Annotated in this window: 15 protein-coding genes; 8 read left to right on the plus strand and 7 right to left on the minus strand. The window is 59.1% G+C overall.

What is annotated here, in order from left to right; translation table 11 throughout:
* Window positions 1-116 precede the first annotated feature (116 nt).
* Window positions 117-563, minus strand: coding sequence for an anti-virulence regulator CigR family protein (locus tag AC1DKH_RS04720; protein ID WP_477797566.1), 447 nt, complete (start codon window positions 561-563; stop codon window positions 117-119).
* Window positions 564-987: 424 nt separating this feature from the next.
* On the opposite strand from AC1DKH_RS04720, the gene AC1DKH_RS04725 reads away from it, so the two are divergent.
* Together AC1DKH_RS04725 and AC1DKH_RS04730 are read left to right on the plus strand one after the other, a co-directional pair.
* Entirely contained in the window at window positions 988-1,224 is a 237-nt protein-coding gene (locus AC1DKH_RS04725; RefSeq protein ID WP_090456158.1) for a hypothetical protein, read from the plus strand.
* A 186-nt stretch (window positions 1,225-1,410) separates the two neighbouring features.
* Complete coding sequence (locus AC1DKH_RS04730; RefSeq protein ID WP_477797567.1) at window positions 1,411-2,148, plus strand: hypothetical protein; 738 nt, start codon at window positions 1,411-1,413, stop codon at window positions 2,146-2,148.
* 33 nt (window positions 2,149-2,181) lie between these two features.
* Here AC1DKH_RS04730 and AC1DKH_RS04735 read toward each other — a convergent pair whose 3' ends face one another.
* Window positions 2,182-2,985 carry a hypothetical protein gene (locus AC1DKH_RS04735; protein ID WP_477797568.1) on the minus strand — a complete coding sequence of 268 codons (804 nt, stop codon included), beginning with the start codon at window positions 2,983-2,985 and terminating at the stop codon, window positions 2,182-2,184.
* A gap of 656 nt (window positions 2,986-3,641) precedes the next feature.
* Between AC1DKH_RS04735 and AC1DKH_RS04740 the strand changes: the two genes are divergently transcribed.
* Complete coding sequence (locus tag AC1DKH_RS04740) at window positions 3,642-3,932, plus strand: fructose-bisphosphate aldolase (RefSeq protein WP_477797569.1); 291 nt, start codon at window positions 3,642-3,644, stop codon at window positions 3,930-3,932.
* A 135-nt stretch (window positions 3,933-4,067) separates the two neighbouring features.
* Here the strand turns inward: AC1DKH_RS04740 and yecR are convergent, their stop codons facing one another.
* The 5 genes from yecR to AC1DKH_RS04765 form a co-directional block, all read right to left on the minus strand.
* Window positions 4,068-4,538, minus strand: coding sequence for a YecR family lipoprotein (gene yecR / locus AC1DKH_RS04745; RefSeq protein ID WP_477797570.1), 471 nt, complete (start codon window positions 4,536-4,538; stop codon window positions 4,068-4,070).
* Between the two features lie 136 nt (window positions 4,539-4,674).
* The gene (locus AC1DKH_RS04750) at window positions 4,675-5,223 is read right to left on the minus strand and encodes a cupin domain-containing protein (protein WP_046042404.1); all 549 of its coding nucleotides are present in this window, start codon (window positions 5,221-5,223) and stop codon (window positions 4,675-4,677) included.
* A gap of 418 nt (window positions 5,224-5,641) precedes the next feature.
* Complete coding sequence (locus tag AC1DKH_RS04755; RefSeq protein ID WP_477797571.1) at window positions 5,642-6,940, minus strand: NAD(P)/FAD-dependent oxidoreductase; 1,299 nt, start codon at window positions 6,938-6,940, stop codon at window positions 5,642-5,644.
* 53 nt (window positions 6,941-6,993) lie between these two features.
* Complete coding sequence (locus tag AC1DKH_RS04760) at window positions 6,994-8,484, minus strand: aldehyde dehydrogenase (protein WP_477797572.1); 1,491 nt, start codon at window positions 8,482-8,484, stop codon at window positions 6,994-6,996.
* Between the two features lie 218 nt (window positions 8,485-8,702).
* Complete coding sequence (locus tag AC1DKH_RS04765) at window positions 8,703-10,079, minus strand: glutamine synthetase family protein (protein ID WP_223456650.1); 1,377 nt, start codon at window positions 10,077-10,079, stop codon at window positions 8,703-8,705.
* A gap of 284 nt (window positions 10,080-10,363) precedes the next feature.
* Here AC1DKH_RS04765 and AC1DKH_RS04770 point away from each other — a divergent pair, with 284 nt between their 5' ends.
* The 5 genes from AC1DKH_RS04770 to AC1DKH_RS04790 all read left to right on the plus strand — a co-directional run bounded on the left by AC1DKH_RS04770 (window position 10,364) and on the right by AC1DKH_RS04790 (window position 15,686).
* Window positions 10,364-11,125 (plus strand): gamma-glutamyl-gamma-aminobutyrate hydrolase family protein, encoded by a 762-nt coding sequence (locus tag AC1DKH_RS04770; RefSeq protein WP_477797573.1) that lies wholly within the window; start codon window positions 10,364-10,366, stop codon window positions 11,123-11,125.
* Between the two features lie 351 nt (window positions 11,126-11,476).
* Window positions 11,477-12,619, plus strand: a complete 1,143-nt coding sequence (gene potA / locus AC1DKH_RS04775; RefSeq protein ID WP_095946159.1) for a polyamine ABC transporter ATP-binding protein — start codon at window positions 11,477-11,479, stop codon at window positions 12,617-12,619.
* A complete protein-coding gene (locus AC1DKH_RS04780) occupies window positions 12,616-13,530 on the plus strand; it encodes an ABC transporter permease subunit (protein WP_477797574.1) in 915 nt (304 codons plus the stop codon). The genes potA and AC1DKH_RS04780 overlap by 4 nt, the downstream gene beginning before the upstream one ends.
* Window positions 13,527-14,411: an ABC transporter permease subunit gene (locus tag AC1DKH_RS04785; protein ID WP_477797575.1), complete on the plus strand. Its 885-nt coding sequence runs from the start codon at window positions 13,527-13,529 to the stop codon at window positions 14,409-14,411. The genes AC1DKH_RS04780 and AC1DKH_RS04785 overlap by 4 nt, the downstream gene beginning before the upstream one ends.
* A gap of 177 nt (window positions 14,412-14,588) precedes the next feature.
* The gene (locus tag AC1DKH_RS04790; RefSeq protein WP_477797576.1) at window positions 14,589-15,686 is read left to right on the plus strand and encodes a polyamine ABC transporter substrate-binding protein; all 1,098 of its coding nucleotides are present in this window, start codon (window positions 14,589-14,591) and stop codon (window positions 15,684-15,686) included.
* Window positions 15,687-15,934 lie beyond the last annotated feature (248 nt).

Genomic DNA, 15,934 nt, shown 5'->3' on the forward strand with positions numbered 1-15,934 from the left:
GCTTCCGTAGGAGGTTGATATCGCGTGACGTAGGACGCGATATCCCTCCAACAGTTCAAGCACTACGACAGACGGCTGGAACACCTTGAGTCAGCGGGAAGACGACCTTCCACACTTTAATCAAACGCACCGTCGAGAATTTCATAGACAAGCCCGGTGGCCAGCGCAACCAGGATCAGATCCGTGCCGACTTGCTGCCATTCGTAGCCATCATAGTGGGGCAGCCGGCCGACCAGTCGGCCATCCAGTTTTTTCGCAATGCCGGGTGGAAGCGGCTTGCCTCGGGCAAGGTTCTTTTGGATACCCGGTGGCAAATCAGGCCCCGGGCTCCAGTAGCCTGTATTCACGCCAATGATCTCGAGCACGCTGCCACGGTTGATGCTCGGGCCATTGCTCCAGTCCCCGCCACCGGAGTTTTTGTTCTTGTTGCCATGACCGCCCTGGTTGCCATGGTTGACCTTCCCGTTTCCCTGGCCATTACCGGGATCGGCCAGCGCCGTCACCGAGCCGCAGACCAGAGTCAAACAGGTAACAGCTGCAATCAATGATCGAGTCCTGAACATGATTCATTCCTTCGTGGTGGGGAATATTTCCTGAAATTTAGACGTTATAGACGAAGTTGGTTCCGTCGAGTCACCAAGCGCCAGACCGTCTACGCTCATCCAATCGAAGCCATGCAGGCGTTTGCCGAAGGATGGGGCGTGTCGATCTACAGGCACAACTCTAATACCTTGTATGGAATTCCATTCGGTGAGTGCCCATTCGGCCCAAGGTACTCGCCACAACCTTCTTCGATGTGAATCCACGCTTGATACGTCGCAGATACTTCAACGCGTGGCGCTGTTTCCCGATTGTTACCTCAGCGCCGCAGTTGTCACTTCTGCGCCGCCGAACTGGCCAATAGAGTATGGCCGTCGGTGTGGAACAGGGTCGTCGACTTGTCGGCCTGCGCTGACACCGATCCCCCCATCACGGAAGAGGTGAATCATGAGTTTCGTCAAAGTGGAAAAAAACCAGAGCAGCGCCCCGTCGGATGCAGACATGAAAAAAGCCATGGTCGAGTCGGGCGGCAAGCCGGGCGAGGTCACCGGGACCAATGCCGCCCGCACCCTGACCTACACCGGTGTGGTCAATCACACGGTGTATGAGAACAAGCTGATCGAGATCGCCAAGGGCAAACGCACCAGCTGGAACTTCGTCTGGGCCGATGCCCGGGCCGCCTGAGATCAAGACGGGGCGGCCGATCGGCTGCCCCGCTCAGCCGCTGATACAACCCCGATACCCGCTTGTAACACCAAGACACTTAGCCGCCCTGCCCCTCGCCCCTAGAGTGAAGCCATCAATGGACTGCAGCGCCAAGCGCCAGCAGCCCATTGTTTGCCCAACACACCACCAAGGAAGAGGGAAACCATGAGCAAATCAATCGCTGTCAGCCAACAGAGCCAGCAGCTTCACAATGATGTGCAAGAAGCCGTCAAGTCGATCATGGGTGCAACGCAACTGAAGGCGGCAGATTACGGCCGGGTACTGAGGTCGGCCCTGGCGGCCTCGCAAAAAACCGTCACCATCGAAATCGCCGCCGGCGACCTGACGCTGCTGAAGAAGTCCGGTTACAAGCTGTGCTTTGCCAAGAAGGTGGGCGATGCCGACTACAACGTGGTCTGGCAGTCCTATGACGCTTACCTGAGCAACAACGAGTTCAGCTGGACGCCGCAGTATCAGCTGTTCGCCTCCAACGTGTTCAAGGAAAACGTGCAAGTCAAAGTCTCGACCAACATCGTCAACATTGGCCTGGGGCAAACCTCGACACTTGATGAAAGCGGTCTGCTGAGCCAGGCGGTAACCGGTGGCCCGGACATTTCCCTGACTTTCGTGAACGACTACGCGCCGATTCATCCGGGGGTCAACCAATTGTCCACCGGCATCGATGGCAATCAGGTCAGTACGCCAATCTACGTGGCCGTAAACCAGGTCGTCACCGGCAATACCGTGCTGACACCGGTGGAAACCATCCTCGTGTGGTTCGAACAGAACGTACAGACCAGCACCATGTTCAGTACCTCACGCTCCAAGGCGATCGAAATCGACTTGACGTTCGATAACACCGCAGGTCGCCTTTACGAAGGCGGTCAGTGGAAAACCGTGTAACCGTCATGCCAGGGCAACCTTGTGGTTGCCCTTTCACTCTTCTTTGCCCGCCGTGGTGAAGTAGCCCGTCAGCGAGCGACAGATCGACTGCGCGAGGTCCTCCTGGGTGGCGATGCCATAGGGTCGATCACGATCGAACTGCGCCGACCAGCGAATCCGCCCCTGCGCCACATCCACCAGGCGCAATGACGCTCGCACCCGCGAAGGCTCGACCCGCACGCTGCCCTCCAGGCAATAACTGTAACGCCCGCCACGCTTGAAGTCCGCTACCGGCTCGCTGTTGCGTGCCACCCGCATCAACACATGATTGGTCCCGGTCTGCGCCTGCTCGAACGACTCGAACAGTCGGCAGCTCAACTCCTCGCACAAGCCTCGGGTAAAGTCATTGCCATCGCGGGTGAGGCAGGTAAACGGCTGGATCTGGACCACAGGATGGCGAGTGCCGACGCCCTTGGGCCGCAGCCGCTGATAGGTCAAGCGATAACACCCGGGTGGAATGCACAAGCGCACCGGGTCCTGCTGGCCGTTGCCGGCGTAATGCGCTGCGAGCTTGCGCCGCAAGCGCCCCACCTGCACTCGCACCACCGGATCGTCGCCCGTGCAATACACTGCCGGGTCACGACGAAACACCTCGATGCCGATGGCGTGTTCGGTCAGCGGCGTTTTGCAAGCCTGAAGGTCGTGCTCGACCAGAAAGCGCAACAGACTGCCCATGCGCCTGGACTTGGCAAACAACGGGCTGACCAGCAACAACGCCAGCACCCGCTCGATTTCTTCCCGATCGAGCGGCTCGGGAACCCCCGCCGCAGTCGAATCGGCCATGCTTTTGATCACCATCGCCTGCCTCCGTGCAGGTTGCCGACAGGAATGGATGTCGCACTCCGTGATAACCCTTGCAGCGTGAGCAGGAATGGGGCTCGGGCACTGCAACGACCAAGCGTAGCAGCCGTGTCGATATCGGCAGGCAATTGCGATGGTAGCAACCCGCCATCCGACGAACGTTCAATCTTGACGCCTGAAAAATTTGTAGGACTTGTCCCTTTGTGGCGAGGGAGCTTGCTCCCGCTGGGCTGCGAAGCGGCCCCATTCCCCTGCGACCCATTTCCTCAGACACACCGCAGTGCCCGGTTTTACGGCGGCAGAGCCGCCGAACGGGACGGTGCGGCGATCCGACAAGCTCCCTCGCCACAGGGGCATTTAGCGTCCTACAGGCCGGTTGCAGCCGTCGAAGTCGATGCCTAATGTGCGCCCGTCGCTGACTTGAATTGGCGGCAGGGTTTCGCAGCCCAACCGACACATACCCTTACACCGTCAAACAACAATTCTGGCAAACTTCGCCAGCATTACGCTTTATGGCGGTTGTGCGTGGGAGATCTACGGGTCTGCCGAGTTTTGGGTTGTGTTCCTCGGTCTGCGAACCCGCGTACAGCTGCCACCCAATTGATTCGCAGCAATCAGGTGGCGCTTCATTAATTTTTTGAGTGAACGTCAAAATGATGAACAACCCACCCCGCCGCTTCACCCCCATGAAACAAATCGCCACCAGCTACCCCGTCCTCCTCATCGACAGCGACGCCCCGCTGCGCGAACTCCACAACTGCGCCGCCGAGCGTCTGAACGCCGTCCTGCAATACCTCAACCTCATGGCCTGCACCAGTCTCCCCGACTACGCCGAAAACGACATCAACACCGTCACCAACATTTCGCGGATTCTGCTTCAGGATGTGCGGGATGTGTTTGGGGTGATTGAGTTGCGGGGGTTTGAAGTGCCGAAAAGGCAGTGACATTTTTCAAGCACAAAAAACCCGCATTTCTGCGGGTTTTTTGTGCTCGCTCAAAATCTCACTTTTCGCTTTCCAACCGACTATCGCACTCACACGAAGAAATGAAACCAGGCAGCGCAAACAATATCGACTGAACTATTCAGCCATGATCGCCTGATATTGCTTCTGGTACTCAGCGTAAGGGAGCTTTTTGTCCATCAGAGCCTTTACTCGCGCTTCCTTGTACTGAGCAGGAGTCAGCATTCCAACCGGTACAGACGACTCCGCAGACGCTGATGCCTTATTTGATGGGGTGATATTTCCAATGCATTGATACTTGACGATCATCTGTCCGGCGTTGCAGTTACCAAAGCCATCCCTTGCCTGACAATTCAGGGTTTTACCACCGAAGGGTTCCGCGCGCTCGTAACCCCACACCGCGCATTTGTTGTTTGCAATTGACTCAGCTTGCTTGTAATCAACGATCGGAGTCTCGAAAGCTTTGAAGTCGTAAGCCATATCAATCGAGCCATCCGCCCGGCTCCCGCCGGTTGCGTAAAATTCTTTACGACTGGAACAACCCGTTACTGCAACGGCTAACATGACCAGAAGAAGTAGCTTACGCATGAGAAAAAAACCTTTTGAGGTACAAGAAGCACAATGATGTCAATGTGCTTTCTTTCTGTCCACAAAAACGATTTTTGGATGGACGATCAAACAACAACGGAAATTTGCGGCCAAAAATAGTCGCTGAAATCCCTGATCAGAAGTTCGCCGGCGTATTCGCGCTAATAATCTCAGCCTCATCCGCCCCGATATTGCGAAACCGGTGCGGCAAGGTTGTCGGGAAGTAATAGCCATCCCCGGCGTTGAGCACGCTCACCTGGCCATCCACGGTCAACTCCACCGTGCCACGGGTCACCAACCCGCACTCCTCGCCTTCGGAATGCACGATCGGCTCTTCACCGGAGCTGGCGCCCGGTGCGTATTGCTCGCGCAGCAAACGCATCTGCCGGCTTGGCACGGACGCGCCGATCAGCAGCAGGCGCAGGCCGTGGCGGCCGAGGTCGGGTTGTTCGTTGGCGCGGAAGACGTACTGGTGTTCGCGCGGTGGCTGATCGAAGGTGAAGAAGTCGGCCAGGGACATGGGGATGCCCTCCAGCAATTTCTTCAGGGAGCTGACGGAAGGACTGACCCGATTCTGTTCGATCAGGGAGATGGTTGCATTGGTGACGCCGCTACGCCGGGCCAGCTCGCGCTGGGACATTTTGTAGCTTTCGCGTACTAGTTTGAGTCGTGAGCCCGTGTCCATGACAGCCTTATGTGCCAAACCTGTAGGAGCGAGCTTGCTCCGGGCGGCGATCCGACGATTGCGATTTTAGCCTCAACATCGATGTCGACTGAACCAACGCTTTCGCGAGCAAGCTCGCTCCTACAGGGATAATGGATGGGTGGAGTGCAGGCGCGGATCACGCCGTTTTCCGGTCCCGGAAACGTGAAAGGCGGCTATTAAATCACGTTTGTTCGTAATGCTCAGCAGGTTCGATAAACGGCAGTAAATGTAGGAGCGAGCTTGCTCGCGAAAAACCCGATGGCGCCGAGGTGATTCAGGTTTCCCGCGTCATCATTGACTTCCTTCGCGAGCAAGCTCGCTCCTACAGGGGATTTGCGGTGTGGCTGAGATAAAAAACCGGCGGCACCTTTTTCGGATGCCGCCGGCGAGGTAAAGCTTAGATGCCGAAACGGTCGCGTAGCGAGTAGTACACGGCGCCGAGGGCGGTCAACGGTGCCGAGAAGGTGCGCCCGCCGATCATCGGCATGTGCGGCAAGGATGCAAACGCGTCGAAACGCTCGGCGTCGCCACGGATCATTTCCGAGATCAGTTTGCCGGCCAGGTGCGAGCAGGTAACGCCGTGACCGCTGTAGCCCTGCATGTAATAGGCGTTTTTCTCGATACGACCGAATTGCGGCATGCGCGACATGGTCAGCAGGAAGTTGCCGGTCCAGCGGTAGTCGATCCTCACGTCCTTCAATTGCGGGAAGGTCTTGAGGATTTTCGGGCGGATCAGTTGTTCGATGTCGTCCGGTTCGCGCGCACCGTAGACCACGCCACCGCCGTACAGCAGGCGGTTGTCGGCGGTCAGGCGGTAGTAGTCGAGCAGGTAGTTGCAGTCTTCGACGCAGTAGTTGTTCTTGATCAGGCTGCGGGCCTGCTTTTCCGACAACGGCTCGGTGACGACGATCTGCGAACCGCACGGCATGCTCTTGTTGGTCACGCGGTTGTCGAGGCCTTGCGGCAGGTAGGCGTTACCGGCGATCAGCAGGTACTTGGCCCTCACCACACCTTTGGCGGTGCGCACGGTGATTGGCTCGCCGTAGGTGATTTCCACCGCCGCCGATTGCTCGTAGATCTTGCCGCCCAGGCCGATGATCGCCGAGGCTTCACCGAGTGCCAGGTTCAGCGGGTGAATGTGGCCGCCCTGCATGTCCAGCAGGCCGCCGACGTAGGCATCGGAACCGACTTCGCGCTTGATATCGGCCGCGTCGAGCATTTTCAGGTTCTTGTTGCCGTAGCGTTCCCAGCTTTTCTTCTGCTCGGCCAGGCCCTTGAGTTGCTTCTTGTTCATCGCCGCGAAGATACCGCCGGGACGGTAATCGCACTGGATGTCGTAGTGCTGTATGCGCTGACGAATGATGTCGGCGCCTTCGAAAATCATGCTGCCGAGGACTTCGGCGGTCTTGTCGCCGTAGCGCTCTTCGATGACATCGACGTCGCGACTATAAGAGTTGACCAATTGGCCGCCGTTGCGACCACTGGCACCGAAACCGACCTTGGCCGCTTCAAGCACGGTCACGCTGTAGCCCGCTTCGGCGAGGAACAGGGCCGAGGACAGGCCGGTGTAGCCGGCGCCGATCACGCAGACGTCGCAGTCCACCGCCCCTTCCAGCACCGGGAAATCGCCGGTGAAGTTGCGGGTGGCGGCGTAGTAGCTGTTTACATGAGTTTGTTTATCAGAGCTTTGTTTCATAGGTTTCTCCGWGGGTCGCCGGCAGCGTGCCGGCGACCGCCGTTTAAAAGGTGTCAGAGCTTGATCCAGGTCGCCTTGAGTTCGGTGTACTTGTCGAACGCGTGCAGCGATTTGTCCCGACCGTTACCCGACTGCTTGAACCCGCCGAACGGCGCGGTCATGTCGCCGCCGTCGTACTGGTTGACCCAGACACTGCCGGCACGCAGGCCACGGGCGAAGGTGTGGGCCTTGCTCAGGTTGCTGGTCCAGACGCCGGCGGCCAGGCCGAAGATGCTGTCGTTGGCAATCGCCAGGGCTTCTTGAGCAGTGTCGAAGGTGATGACCGACAGCACCGGGCCGAAGATTTCTTCCCGGGCGATGGTCATGGCGTTGGTCACGCCGTCGAAAATTGCCGGTTCCAGGTACAGGCCACCGGTGTCCTCGAGGGTGCGGCTGCCGCCGGCGATCAGTTGACCGCCCTGCTGCTTGCCGACTTCGATGTAGCGCAATACGTTTTCCAGCTGACGCTGGTCGACCACCGCGCCAACGGTCGTCGCAGGATCGAGTGCGTGGCCCGGTTTCCAGGCTTGCAGGGCTTCCACCAGCAATGGAATGAACTGCTCGCGAATCGAACGCTCCACCAGCAGGCGCGAACCGGCGGTGCAGACTTCGCCCTGGTTGAAAGCAATGGCACCGGCCGCGGCTTGTGCGGCGACGCGCAGATCCGGCGCGTCGGCGAACACCACGTTGGCGCTCTTGCCACCGGCTTCGGCCCAAACCCGTTTCATGTTGCTCTGCCCGGCGTAGACCATCAGCTGCTTGGCAATCGCCGTGGAGCCGGTGAAGGCCAGCACGTCGACGTCCATGTGCAACGCCAGTGCCTTGCCCACGGTGTGGCCGTAGCCCGGCAGGACGTTGAACACGCCTTTCGGGATGCCGGCATCGAGTGCCAGCTGCGCGATGCGGATCGCGGTCAGCGGGGATTTTTCCGAAGGCTTGAGGATGAACGAGTTGCCCATCGCCAGGGCCGGGGCGAATTTCCAGCTGGCCATGATCAGCGGGAAGTTCCACGGCACGATGGCCGCGACCACGCCGGCCGCTTCGCGCGTCACTAGACCAAGCTGATCGTGGGGCGTGGCAGCGACTTCGTCGTAGAGCTTGTCGATGGCCTCGGCGGTCCAGCGGATCGCGTTGGCGGTCGCTGGAATGTCGATGCTCATCGAATCGCTGATCGGCTTGCCCATGTCGAGGGTTTCGAGCAGGGCCAGTTCTTCCTGGTTCGCCAGGATCAGATCAGCGAAGCGGATCAGGATGCGCTTGCGCTCGGCCGGGGCCAGGTTGGCCCACACGCCGGATTCGAAGGTACGGCGTGCGACGGCGACTGCGGCGTTGGCGTCGGCTTCGTCGGTGCTGGCGACGTTCGCCAGGAAGCGACCGTCCACGGGGCTTACGCATTCGAACGTGGCGCTACTGGCGGCGGCGCAGTATTGGCCGTCAATGAATGCGCGACCTTCGATAGAGAGGGACTGGAAGCGTTGCTCCCAGTCGCTGCGAGTGTTTGTCATGGTTGTGACTCGACGCAGGGGAATAGGTGATCGTCGGGCTGAATGCCCTCAATCAAAAACTTGAAACCCGATCCCTGTAGGAGCGAGCTTGCTCGCGAAGGAAGTCAATGATGACGCGGGAAACCTGAATCACCTCGGCGCCATCGGATTTTTCGCGAGCAAGCTCGCTCCTACAGGGGTAGTCACCCGCCATCAAGGGTGTGGCGGGTAGCTGCCAATCAGACCGTGTGCAGGTACCAGTTGTACTCAAGGTCCGAGATGGAGTTCTCGAACTCTGCCAGCTCGCTTTCCTTGCATGCCACGAACACGTCGATGTACAGCGGGTCGATGTACTTGGCCATGACTTCGCTGTCGTCCAGCTCGCGCAGGGCATCGCGCAGGTTGTTCGGCAGGCTCTGCTCGTTTTGCTCGTAGCTGTTGCCTTCCACCGGGGCGCCCGGTTCGATCTGGTTGGTCAGGCCGTGGTGCACGCCCGCCAATACCGAAGCCATCAGCAGGTACGGGTTGGCATCGGCGCCCGCTACGCGGTGTTCGATGCGCACCGAGTCTGGCGAACCGGTCGGTACACGCACGGCCACGGTGCGGTTGTCGATGCCCCAGCTCGGCGAGTTCGGCACGTAGAACTGTGCGCCGAAACGACGGTACGAGTTGACGTTCGGGCAAAGGAACGCCATCTGCGCCGGCAGGGTCTCGAGCACACCGCCGATCGCATGACGCAGCGCGGCGTTCTGCTCGGGATCCTCGCTGGCAAAGATGTTGTTGCCTTCTTTATCGAGAATCGAAATGTGCACGTGCAGACCGTTGCCCGCCTGGCCCGGATACGGCTTGGCCATGAAGGTGGTGTCCATCTCGTGGTCGTAGGCGATGTTCTTCACCAGACGCTTGAGCAGGACGGCGTAGTCGCAAGCCTTTATAGGGTCAGCCACGTGATGCAGGTTGACTTCGAACTGCGCCGGGGCGCTTTCCTTGACGATGGCGTCAGCCGGGATGCCCTGCTCTTTCGCGCCTTCGAGGATGTCTTGCAGGCAATCGACGTATTCGTCGAGGTCGTCGATCAGGTACACCTGGGTCGACATCGGACGCTTGCCGGACACCGGCGAACGTGGCGATTGCGGACGACCGTTCACATTGTCCTGGTCGATCAGGTAGAACTCCAGTTCGAACGCGGCGCAGATGGTGAGGCCCATGTCGTCGAACTTGCGCACGATATTGGCCAGCACTTCACGCGGGTCGGCGAAGAATGGCTCGCCTTCGAGTTCGTGCATGGTCATCAGCAGTTGCGCAGTCGGGCGCTTCTGCCAGGGTTCGATGCTGAGAGTGCCGGGGATCGGGAAACAGATTCGGTCTGAGTCGCCGATGTCCAGGCCCAGACCCGTGCTTTCCACCGTAGAACCGTTGATGTCCAGAGCAAACAGTGACGCCGGCAGGTTGATGCCTTTTTCGTAAACCTTATGAAGACTGGTGCGCTCGATGCGCTTGCCGCGCACCACACCGTTCATATCCGCAATCAGAAGGTCGACGTACAAAACCTCAGGATATTTCTTAAGGAATGCGTTTGCTTCGTTGAGTTGAACGGCACGCAGAGGGACCGACATGATGCACCTATTTTTTAGCTGTTAATTATTATGTTCACTACCCTTTCACGAACCCAGTCAACCCGAACGACAAAGTGAAGTCAATAGCGAACACTCAGCCTTTAAGCGTTTATTTTCGGGCCTCCAAGAAGGACGAGAGTGCCAGATGCACCCTCAAACACGCGTAAACCCTGAACATCGGACGTGCAGCGTTTAGAATTTTTTACATGAGAGTTGTTAATTAAAATCAACAAGGCTAAGCTCCAGAAAAGCTCGTTCAAGTGTGAAACTTCGAGGTGATAAAAATGGCACTCAAGCCATTGATCGGCGTTACTGCATGCGTCAAACAGATTGGCCTGCACCCCTACCACATCAGCGGTGACAAGTACTTGCGTGCTGTCAGCGTTGCGGCGCTGGGGCTGCCTGTCGTTATTCCTTCCTTAGGCGACCTGACCGAAATCGATGACCTGCTGGGGCAGCTCGACGGTCTGTTGCTGACCGGCTCGCCGTCGAACGTGGAACCCTTCCACTATCAAGGCCCCGACAGCACCCCCGGTACGGATCATGATCCGGCGCGGGATGCCACCACCCTTCCCCTGATCCGCGCCGCTATTGCAGCGGGCGTGCCGGTCCTCGGCATCTGCCGTGGTTTCCAGGAAATGAACGTGGCGTTCGGTGGCAGCCTGCATCAGAAAGTCCATGAACTGCCTGGCTTCCTCGACCATCGCGAGGCCGACCATCCGGACCTGGCCGTGCAATACGCACCCGCCCATGGGGTGAATGTGCAGCCCGGCGGTGTGTTCGAAGCGCTGGAGCTGCCTGCGGTGTTCCAGGTCAACTCGATTCACAGCCAGGGCATCGACCGCCTCGCGCCCGGCCTGCGCGCCGAAGCCGTTGCGCCCGATGGCCTGATCGAGGCGATCTCGGTCGAGCACAGCAAGGCCTTCGCCCTCGGCGTGCAATGGCACCCGGAATGGCAAGTGCCGGATAACCCTCCTTACTTGAGTATTTTCCAGGCGTTCGGCGAAGCCTGCCGGCAACGGGCGGCACTGCGTCACTCGCGCTGACGACCTGATACCCACATTCAACGATTAACTGCCCAACGCGAGCGGGCAGGCGCTTTTGCGTGCCCCGCTGGCGAAAACAACACACTGCAATAACAACAAGTACGACCAGGCAGCCAGGATGGCGGCGCCGAATAAGCCCGGGGTGGGAAACGCAACTCCCTGTAGGAGCGAGCCTGCTCGCGATGGATGTCCGGACACCGCGGGCATTCAGACTGCCAGCGTCATCGTTGGCGACCATCGCGAGCAGGCTCGCTCCTACAGGGATCAGCGCGGACCGGCTTCACGGGTTTGCAATCCACTATTAAGCCGGGCCGTGTTGGCCGGGCGACTGAAACCTGTTGGGAGTTTCACATGGCAAACGCCTCCAGCATCTACAGGAAGGCTCTTGAGGGTCACCAGGCACCGAAAAAGGTGTTGGTGAAAATCGATCGCGTCACCAAGAAGTTCGACGAAACCACCGCGGTGGACGATGTGTCCCTGGAAATCCACCAGGGTGAAATCTTCGCCCTGCTCGGCGGTTCCGGCTCCGGCAAATCGACCCTGCTGCGCATGCTCGCCGGTTTCGAGCGCCCGACCGAAGGCCGGATTCTGCTCGACGGTGTCGACATCACCGACATGCCGCCGTACGAACGACCGATCAACATGATGTTCCAGTCCTACGCGCTGTTCCCGCACATGACGGTGGCGCAGAACATCGCCTTCGGCCTCAAGCAGGACCGTTTGCCAGCGGCCGAAATCGAAGCCCGCGTGCAGGAAATGCTGCGCCTGGTGCACATGACCCAGTACGCCAAGCGCAAGCCACATCAACTGTCCGGCGGCCAACGTCAGCGCGTGGCCCTGGCCCGTTCCCTGGCCAAGCGTCCGAAACTGCTGCTGCTCGACGAGCCGATGGGCGCACTGGACAAGAAGCTGCGTTCGCAGATGCAGCTTGAGCTTGTCGAGATCATCGAGCGCGTCGGCGTGACCTGCGTGATGGTGACCCACGACCAGGAAGAGGCCATGACCATGGCCGAACGCATCGCGATCATGCACCTGGGCTGGATCGCCCAGATCGGCAGCCCGGTCGACATTTATGAAGCACCGGTCAGCCGCATGGTCTGCGAATTCATCGGCAACGTGAACGCCTTCGACGGCACCGTGGTCGAGGACCTGGAAGGTCACGCGATCATCCACAGCCCGGATCTGGAGCAGAAGATCTACGTCGGTCACGGCGTCAGCACCTCGGTGCAGGACAAGTCGATCACCTACGCGATCCGCCCGGAAAAACTGCTGGTCAGCACCGTCAAGCCCGAGCACCGCTACAACTGGTCCAGCGGCAAGGTGCATGACATCGCCTACCTCGGCGGCCACTCGGTGTTCTACGTCGAGTTGCCTGGCGGCAAGATCGTCCAGTCGTTCATGGCCAACGCCGAACGCCGTGGTGCGCGTCCGACCTGGGACGATCAGGTCTACGTGTGGTGGGAAGACGACAGCGGCGTGGTACTGCGCGCATGAAAACCTTCAATCAGCAATTTCTGAGACTGGTCCCCAGCGGGCGCAAGTTCGTCATCGGGATTCCATTCGTCTGGCTGTTCCTGTTCTTCATGCTGCCGTTCTTTTTGGTGATGAAGATCAGTTTTTCGGAAGCAGCGCTGGCCATTCCGCCCTACTCGGAGATCTACACCTTCGCCGAGCAGAAATTTCAACTGCTGTTGAACCTCGGTAACTACAGCCTGCTGACCCAGGACGAACTGTACATCTCGGCGTACCTCGGCTCGTTGAAAGTAGCGCTGCTCAGCACGATGATGTGCCTGGTGATCGGTTTCCCGATGGCCTACGCGATCACCAAGGCCAGCAAGGAAGCGCAAAACGTCCTGCTGCTGTTGATCATGATGCCGACCTGGACCGCGATCCTGATCCGCGTTTACGCGTGGATGGGCATCCTCAGCAACAACGGTTTGCTCAACGCATTCTTGATGTGGACCGGGCTGACCTCGGCGCCGATCGAGATCCTCAACACCAACACCGCCGTCTACATCGGGGTCGTTTACGCCTACCTGCCGTTCATGGTGTTGCCGCTGTACGCCAACCTGGTGAAGCACGATGGCAGCCTGCTGGAAGCCGCGTCGGATCTGGGCTCGAGCAATTTCAACAACTTCTGGAAAATCACTGTGCCGTTGGCCAGGAACGGGATCATCGCAGGCTGCATGCTGGTGTTCATTCCGGTGGTTGGTGAGTTCGTGATTCCGGAACTGCTGGGCGGCCCGGAAACCCTGATGATCGGCCGTGTGTTGTGGCAAGAGTTCTTCAACAACCGCGACTGGCCGGTGGCGTCTGCCCTGGCGGTGGTGATGCTGTTGATCCTGATTGTGCCGATTCTGCTGTTCAACCGCAGCCAGGCCAAAGAGATGGAGGCACGGGGATGAAACGCTTCGGATTTTCAAAGTTCATGCTGATTTTCGGCCTGTCGTTTATCTACCTGCCGATGCTGATTCTGGTGATTTACTCGTTCAACGCCTCGAAACTGGTGACGGTGTGGGGTGGCTGGTCGATCAAGTGGTACACCGGCTTGCTCGACAACTCGCAACTGATGGGTTCGGTGGTGCGCTCGCTGGAAATCGCCTGCTACACCGCCGTCGCAGCAGTCGCACTAGGGACGTTAGCCGCGTTCGTCCTGACCCGCGTCACCCGTTTCAAGGGTCGCACCCTGTTCGGTGGCCTGGTCACCGCACCGCTGGTGATGCCTGAGGTGATCACCGGTCTGTCGCTGTTGCTGCTGTTCGTGGCCATGGCGCAGTTGATCGGCTGGCCTCAGGAACGCGGCATCGTCACCATCTGGATCGCCCACACCACGTTCTGCGCGGCCTACGTGGCGGTGGTGGTCTCGGCGCGTTTGCGCGAGCTGGACCTGTCCATCGAAGAGGCGGCCATGGACCTGGGGGCGAAGCCGCTCAAGGTGTTTTTCCTGATCACCATCCCGATGATCGCGCCGTCACTGGCGGCAGGCGGCATGATGTCCTTCGCCCTGTCGCTGGATGACCTGGTGCTGGCGAGCTTCGTGTCCGGCCCGGGTTCCACGACCCTGCCGATGGAAGTGTTCTCGGCGGTGCGCCTTGGGGTTAAGCCCGAGATCAACGCCGTGGCCAGCCTGATCCTGCTGGCGGTGTCGATCGTGACGTTCATGGTCTGGTACTTCAGCCGCCGTGCAGAAGCCACCCGCAAGCGTGCGATCCAGGAAGCCATGGATCAGACCGCCAGCGAATCCTGGCAGCAACCTGAAAAGAAAATGGCAGGAGCGACGGCCTAGTGCCGCCCCCCCTGTAGGAGCGAGCTTGCTCGCGATGGACGTAAACGATGACGTGGGCTGTCTGAATTAACGCGGTGTCCTTGTGTTTTTCGCGAGCAAGCTCGCTCCTACAAAGGAGCGCTCTCGCCACAAATGTTTGCTATGTGTTTTTGAATAAAAAAAAATGGAGTTGTACCGATGAAAATGTTTGGCAGGACTCTGCTGACACTGTCCTTATTGGGCGCAATCGCCACTGGCGCCCAGGCCAATGACAAGGTTCTGCGCGTCTATAACTGGTCGGATTACATTGGCCCGGATACCGTCAGGAAGTTCGAGGACGAGACTGGCATCCAGGTGACCTACGATGTCTTCGACAGCAACGAAACCCTTGAAGCGCGCCTGCTGGCGGGCAAATCAGGCTACGACATCGTCGTGCCGTCCAACAGTTTCCTGGCCAAGCAGATCAAGGCCGGCGTCTATCAGGAACTGGACAAGTCGAAGCTGCCGAACTGGAAAAACCTCAACCCGGTGCTGCTGAAAAATGCCTCGGCGAGCGATCCCGATAACGCCCACGCCATCCCGTACATGTGGGGCTCGATCGGCATCGGCTTCAACCCGCAAAAGGTCAAGGAAGTGCTCGGCGCCAACGCCCCGACCAACTCCTGGGACCTGCTGTTCAAACCGGAAAACGCCGAGAAGCTCAAAGCCTGCGGCATCAGTTTCCTCGATTCGCCGACTGAAATGATCCCGACCGCCCTGCACTACCTGGGCTACCCGGTGAACGATCAGGACAAACAGCACATCGCCGAAGCCGAGGCGCTGTTCATGAAGATTCGCCCGAACGTGGCGTACTTCCATTCCTCGAAATACATCTCGGACCTGGCCAACGGCAACATCTGCGTGGCCGTCGGTTACTCCGGCGACGTGCTGCAGGCCAAGGCCCGCGCCCAGGAGGCCGGGGACAAGGTGAAGATCGACTACAGCATCCCGAAAGAAGGCGCCGCCAGTTTCTACGACATGCTCGCCATCCCTCGCGATGCCGCCAACGTCGAGAACGCTTACCTGTTCATGAACTTCCTGATGCGCCCCGACGTGATCGCCGACATCACCAACAACATCGGCTACAGCAACGCCAACGCGGCGGCCACGCCGCTGGTCGATGAAGCGATCCGCAACGACCCGGGCTCCTATCCGCCGGAAGCGGTAATGGCGACGCTCTATGCCGTGCCGGACCAGCCGATTGCCATCCAGCGGATCATGACCCGTGGCTGGACCAAGGTGAAACTCGGCCAGTAATTCACTCAATTGATCTGTTGAGCCTGATATAGCCATCGCGAGCAAGCTCGCTCCCACAGGGATAGCGCGAACTTCAAGGTACATGCCGTACCTGTGGGAGCGAGCTTGCTCGCGATGAGGCCAGAACCTCCAGCACACATTTCAGCTTTACCCATTTCCGTTCACGCAGCGCCTTACCACCGCTGCCTCTCCTGCAAGTAGAACGGCCTCACCTGGCTCCCTCGGTTCAGGTGAATTTGGCGCCCTCG

Source organism: Pseudomonas sp. 05L36 (genome assembly GCF_056398125.1).

Coding starts and splice junctions, on each gene's coding strand:
- AC1DKH_RS04720 (WP_477797566.1), bottom strand. CDS start 563: ATGTTCAGGACTCGATCATTGATTGCAGCTGTTACCTGTTTGACTCTG.
- AC1DKH_RS04760 (WP_477797572.1), bottom strand. CDS start 8,484: ATGACAAACACTCGCAGCGACTGGGAGCAACGCTTCCAGTCCCTCTCT.
- AC1DKH_RS04740 (WP_477797569.1), top strand. CDS start 3,642: ATGATGAACAACCCACCCCGCCGCTTCACCCCCATGAAACAAATCGCC.
- AC1DKH_RS04735 (WP_477797568.1), bottom strand. CDS start 2,985: ATGGTGATCAAAAGCATGGCCGATTCGACTGCGGCGGGGGTTCCCGAG.
- AC1DKH_RS04730 (WP_477797567.1), top strand. CDS start 1,411: ATGAGCAAATCAATCGCTGTCAGCCAACAGAGCCAGCAGCTTCACAAT.
- yecR (WP_477797570.1), bottom strand. CDS start 4,538: ATGCGTAAGCTACTTCTTCTGGTCATGTTAGCCGTTGCAGTAACGGGT.
- AC1DKH_RS04785 (WP_477797575.1), top strand. CDS start 13,527: ATGAAACGCTTCGGATTTTCAAAGTTCATGCTGATTTTCGGCCTGTCG.
- potA (WP_095946159.1), top strand. CDS start 11,477: ATGGCAAACGCCTCCAGCATCTACAGGAAGGCTCTTGAGGGTCACCAG.
- AC1DKH_RS04725 (WP_090456158.1), top strand. CDS start 988: ATGAGTTTCGTCAAAGTGGAAAAAAACCAGAGCAGCGCCCCGTCGGAT.
- AC1DKH_RS04770 (WP_477797573.1), top strand. CDS start 10,364: ATGGCACTCAAGCCATTGATCGGCGTTACTGCATGCGTCAAACAGATT.
- AC1DKH_RS04765 (WP_223456650.1), bottom strand. CDS start 10,079: ATGTCGGTCCCTCTGCGTGCCGTTCAACTCAACGAAGCAAACGCATTC.
- AC1DKH_RS04755 (WP_477797571.1), bottom strand. CDS start 6,940: ATGAAACAAAGCTCTGATAAACAAACTCATGTAAACAGCTACTACGCC.
- AC1DKH_RS04780 (WP_477797574.1), top strand. CDS start 12,616: ATGAAAACCTTCAATCAGCAATTTCTGAGACTGGTCCCCAGCGGGCGC.
- AC1DKH_RS04750 (WP_046042404.1), bottom strand. CDS start 5,223: ATGGACACGGGCTCACGACTCAAACTAGTACGCGAAAGCTACAAAATG.
- AC1DKH_RS04790 (WP_477797576.1), top strand. CDS start 14,589: ATGAAAATGTTTGGCAGGACTCTGCTGACACTGTCCTTATTGGGCGCA.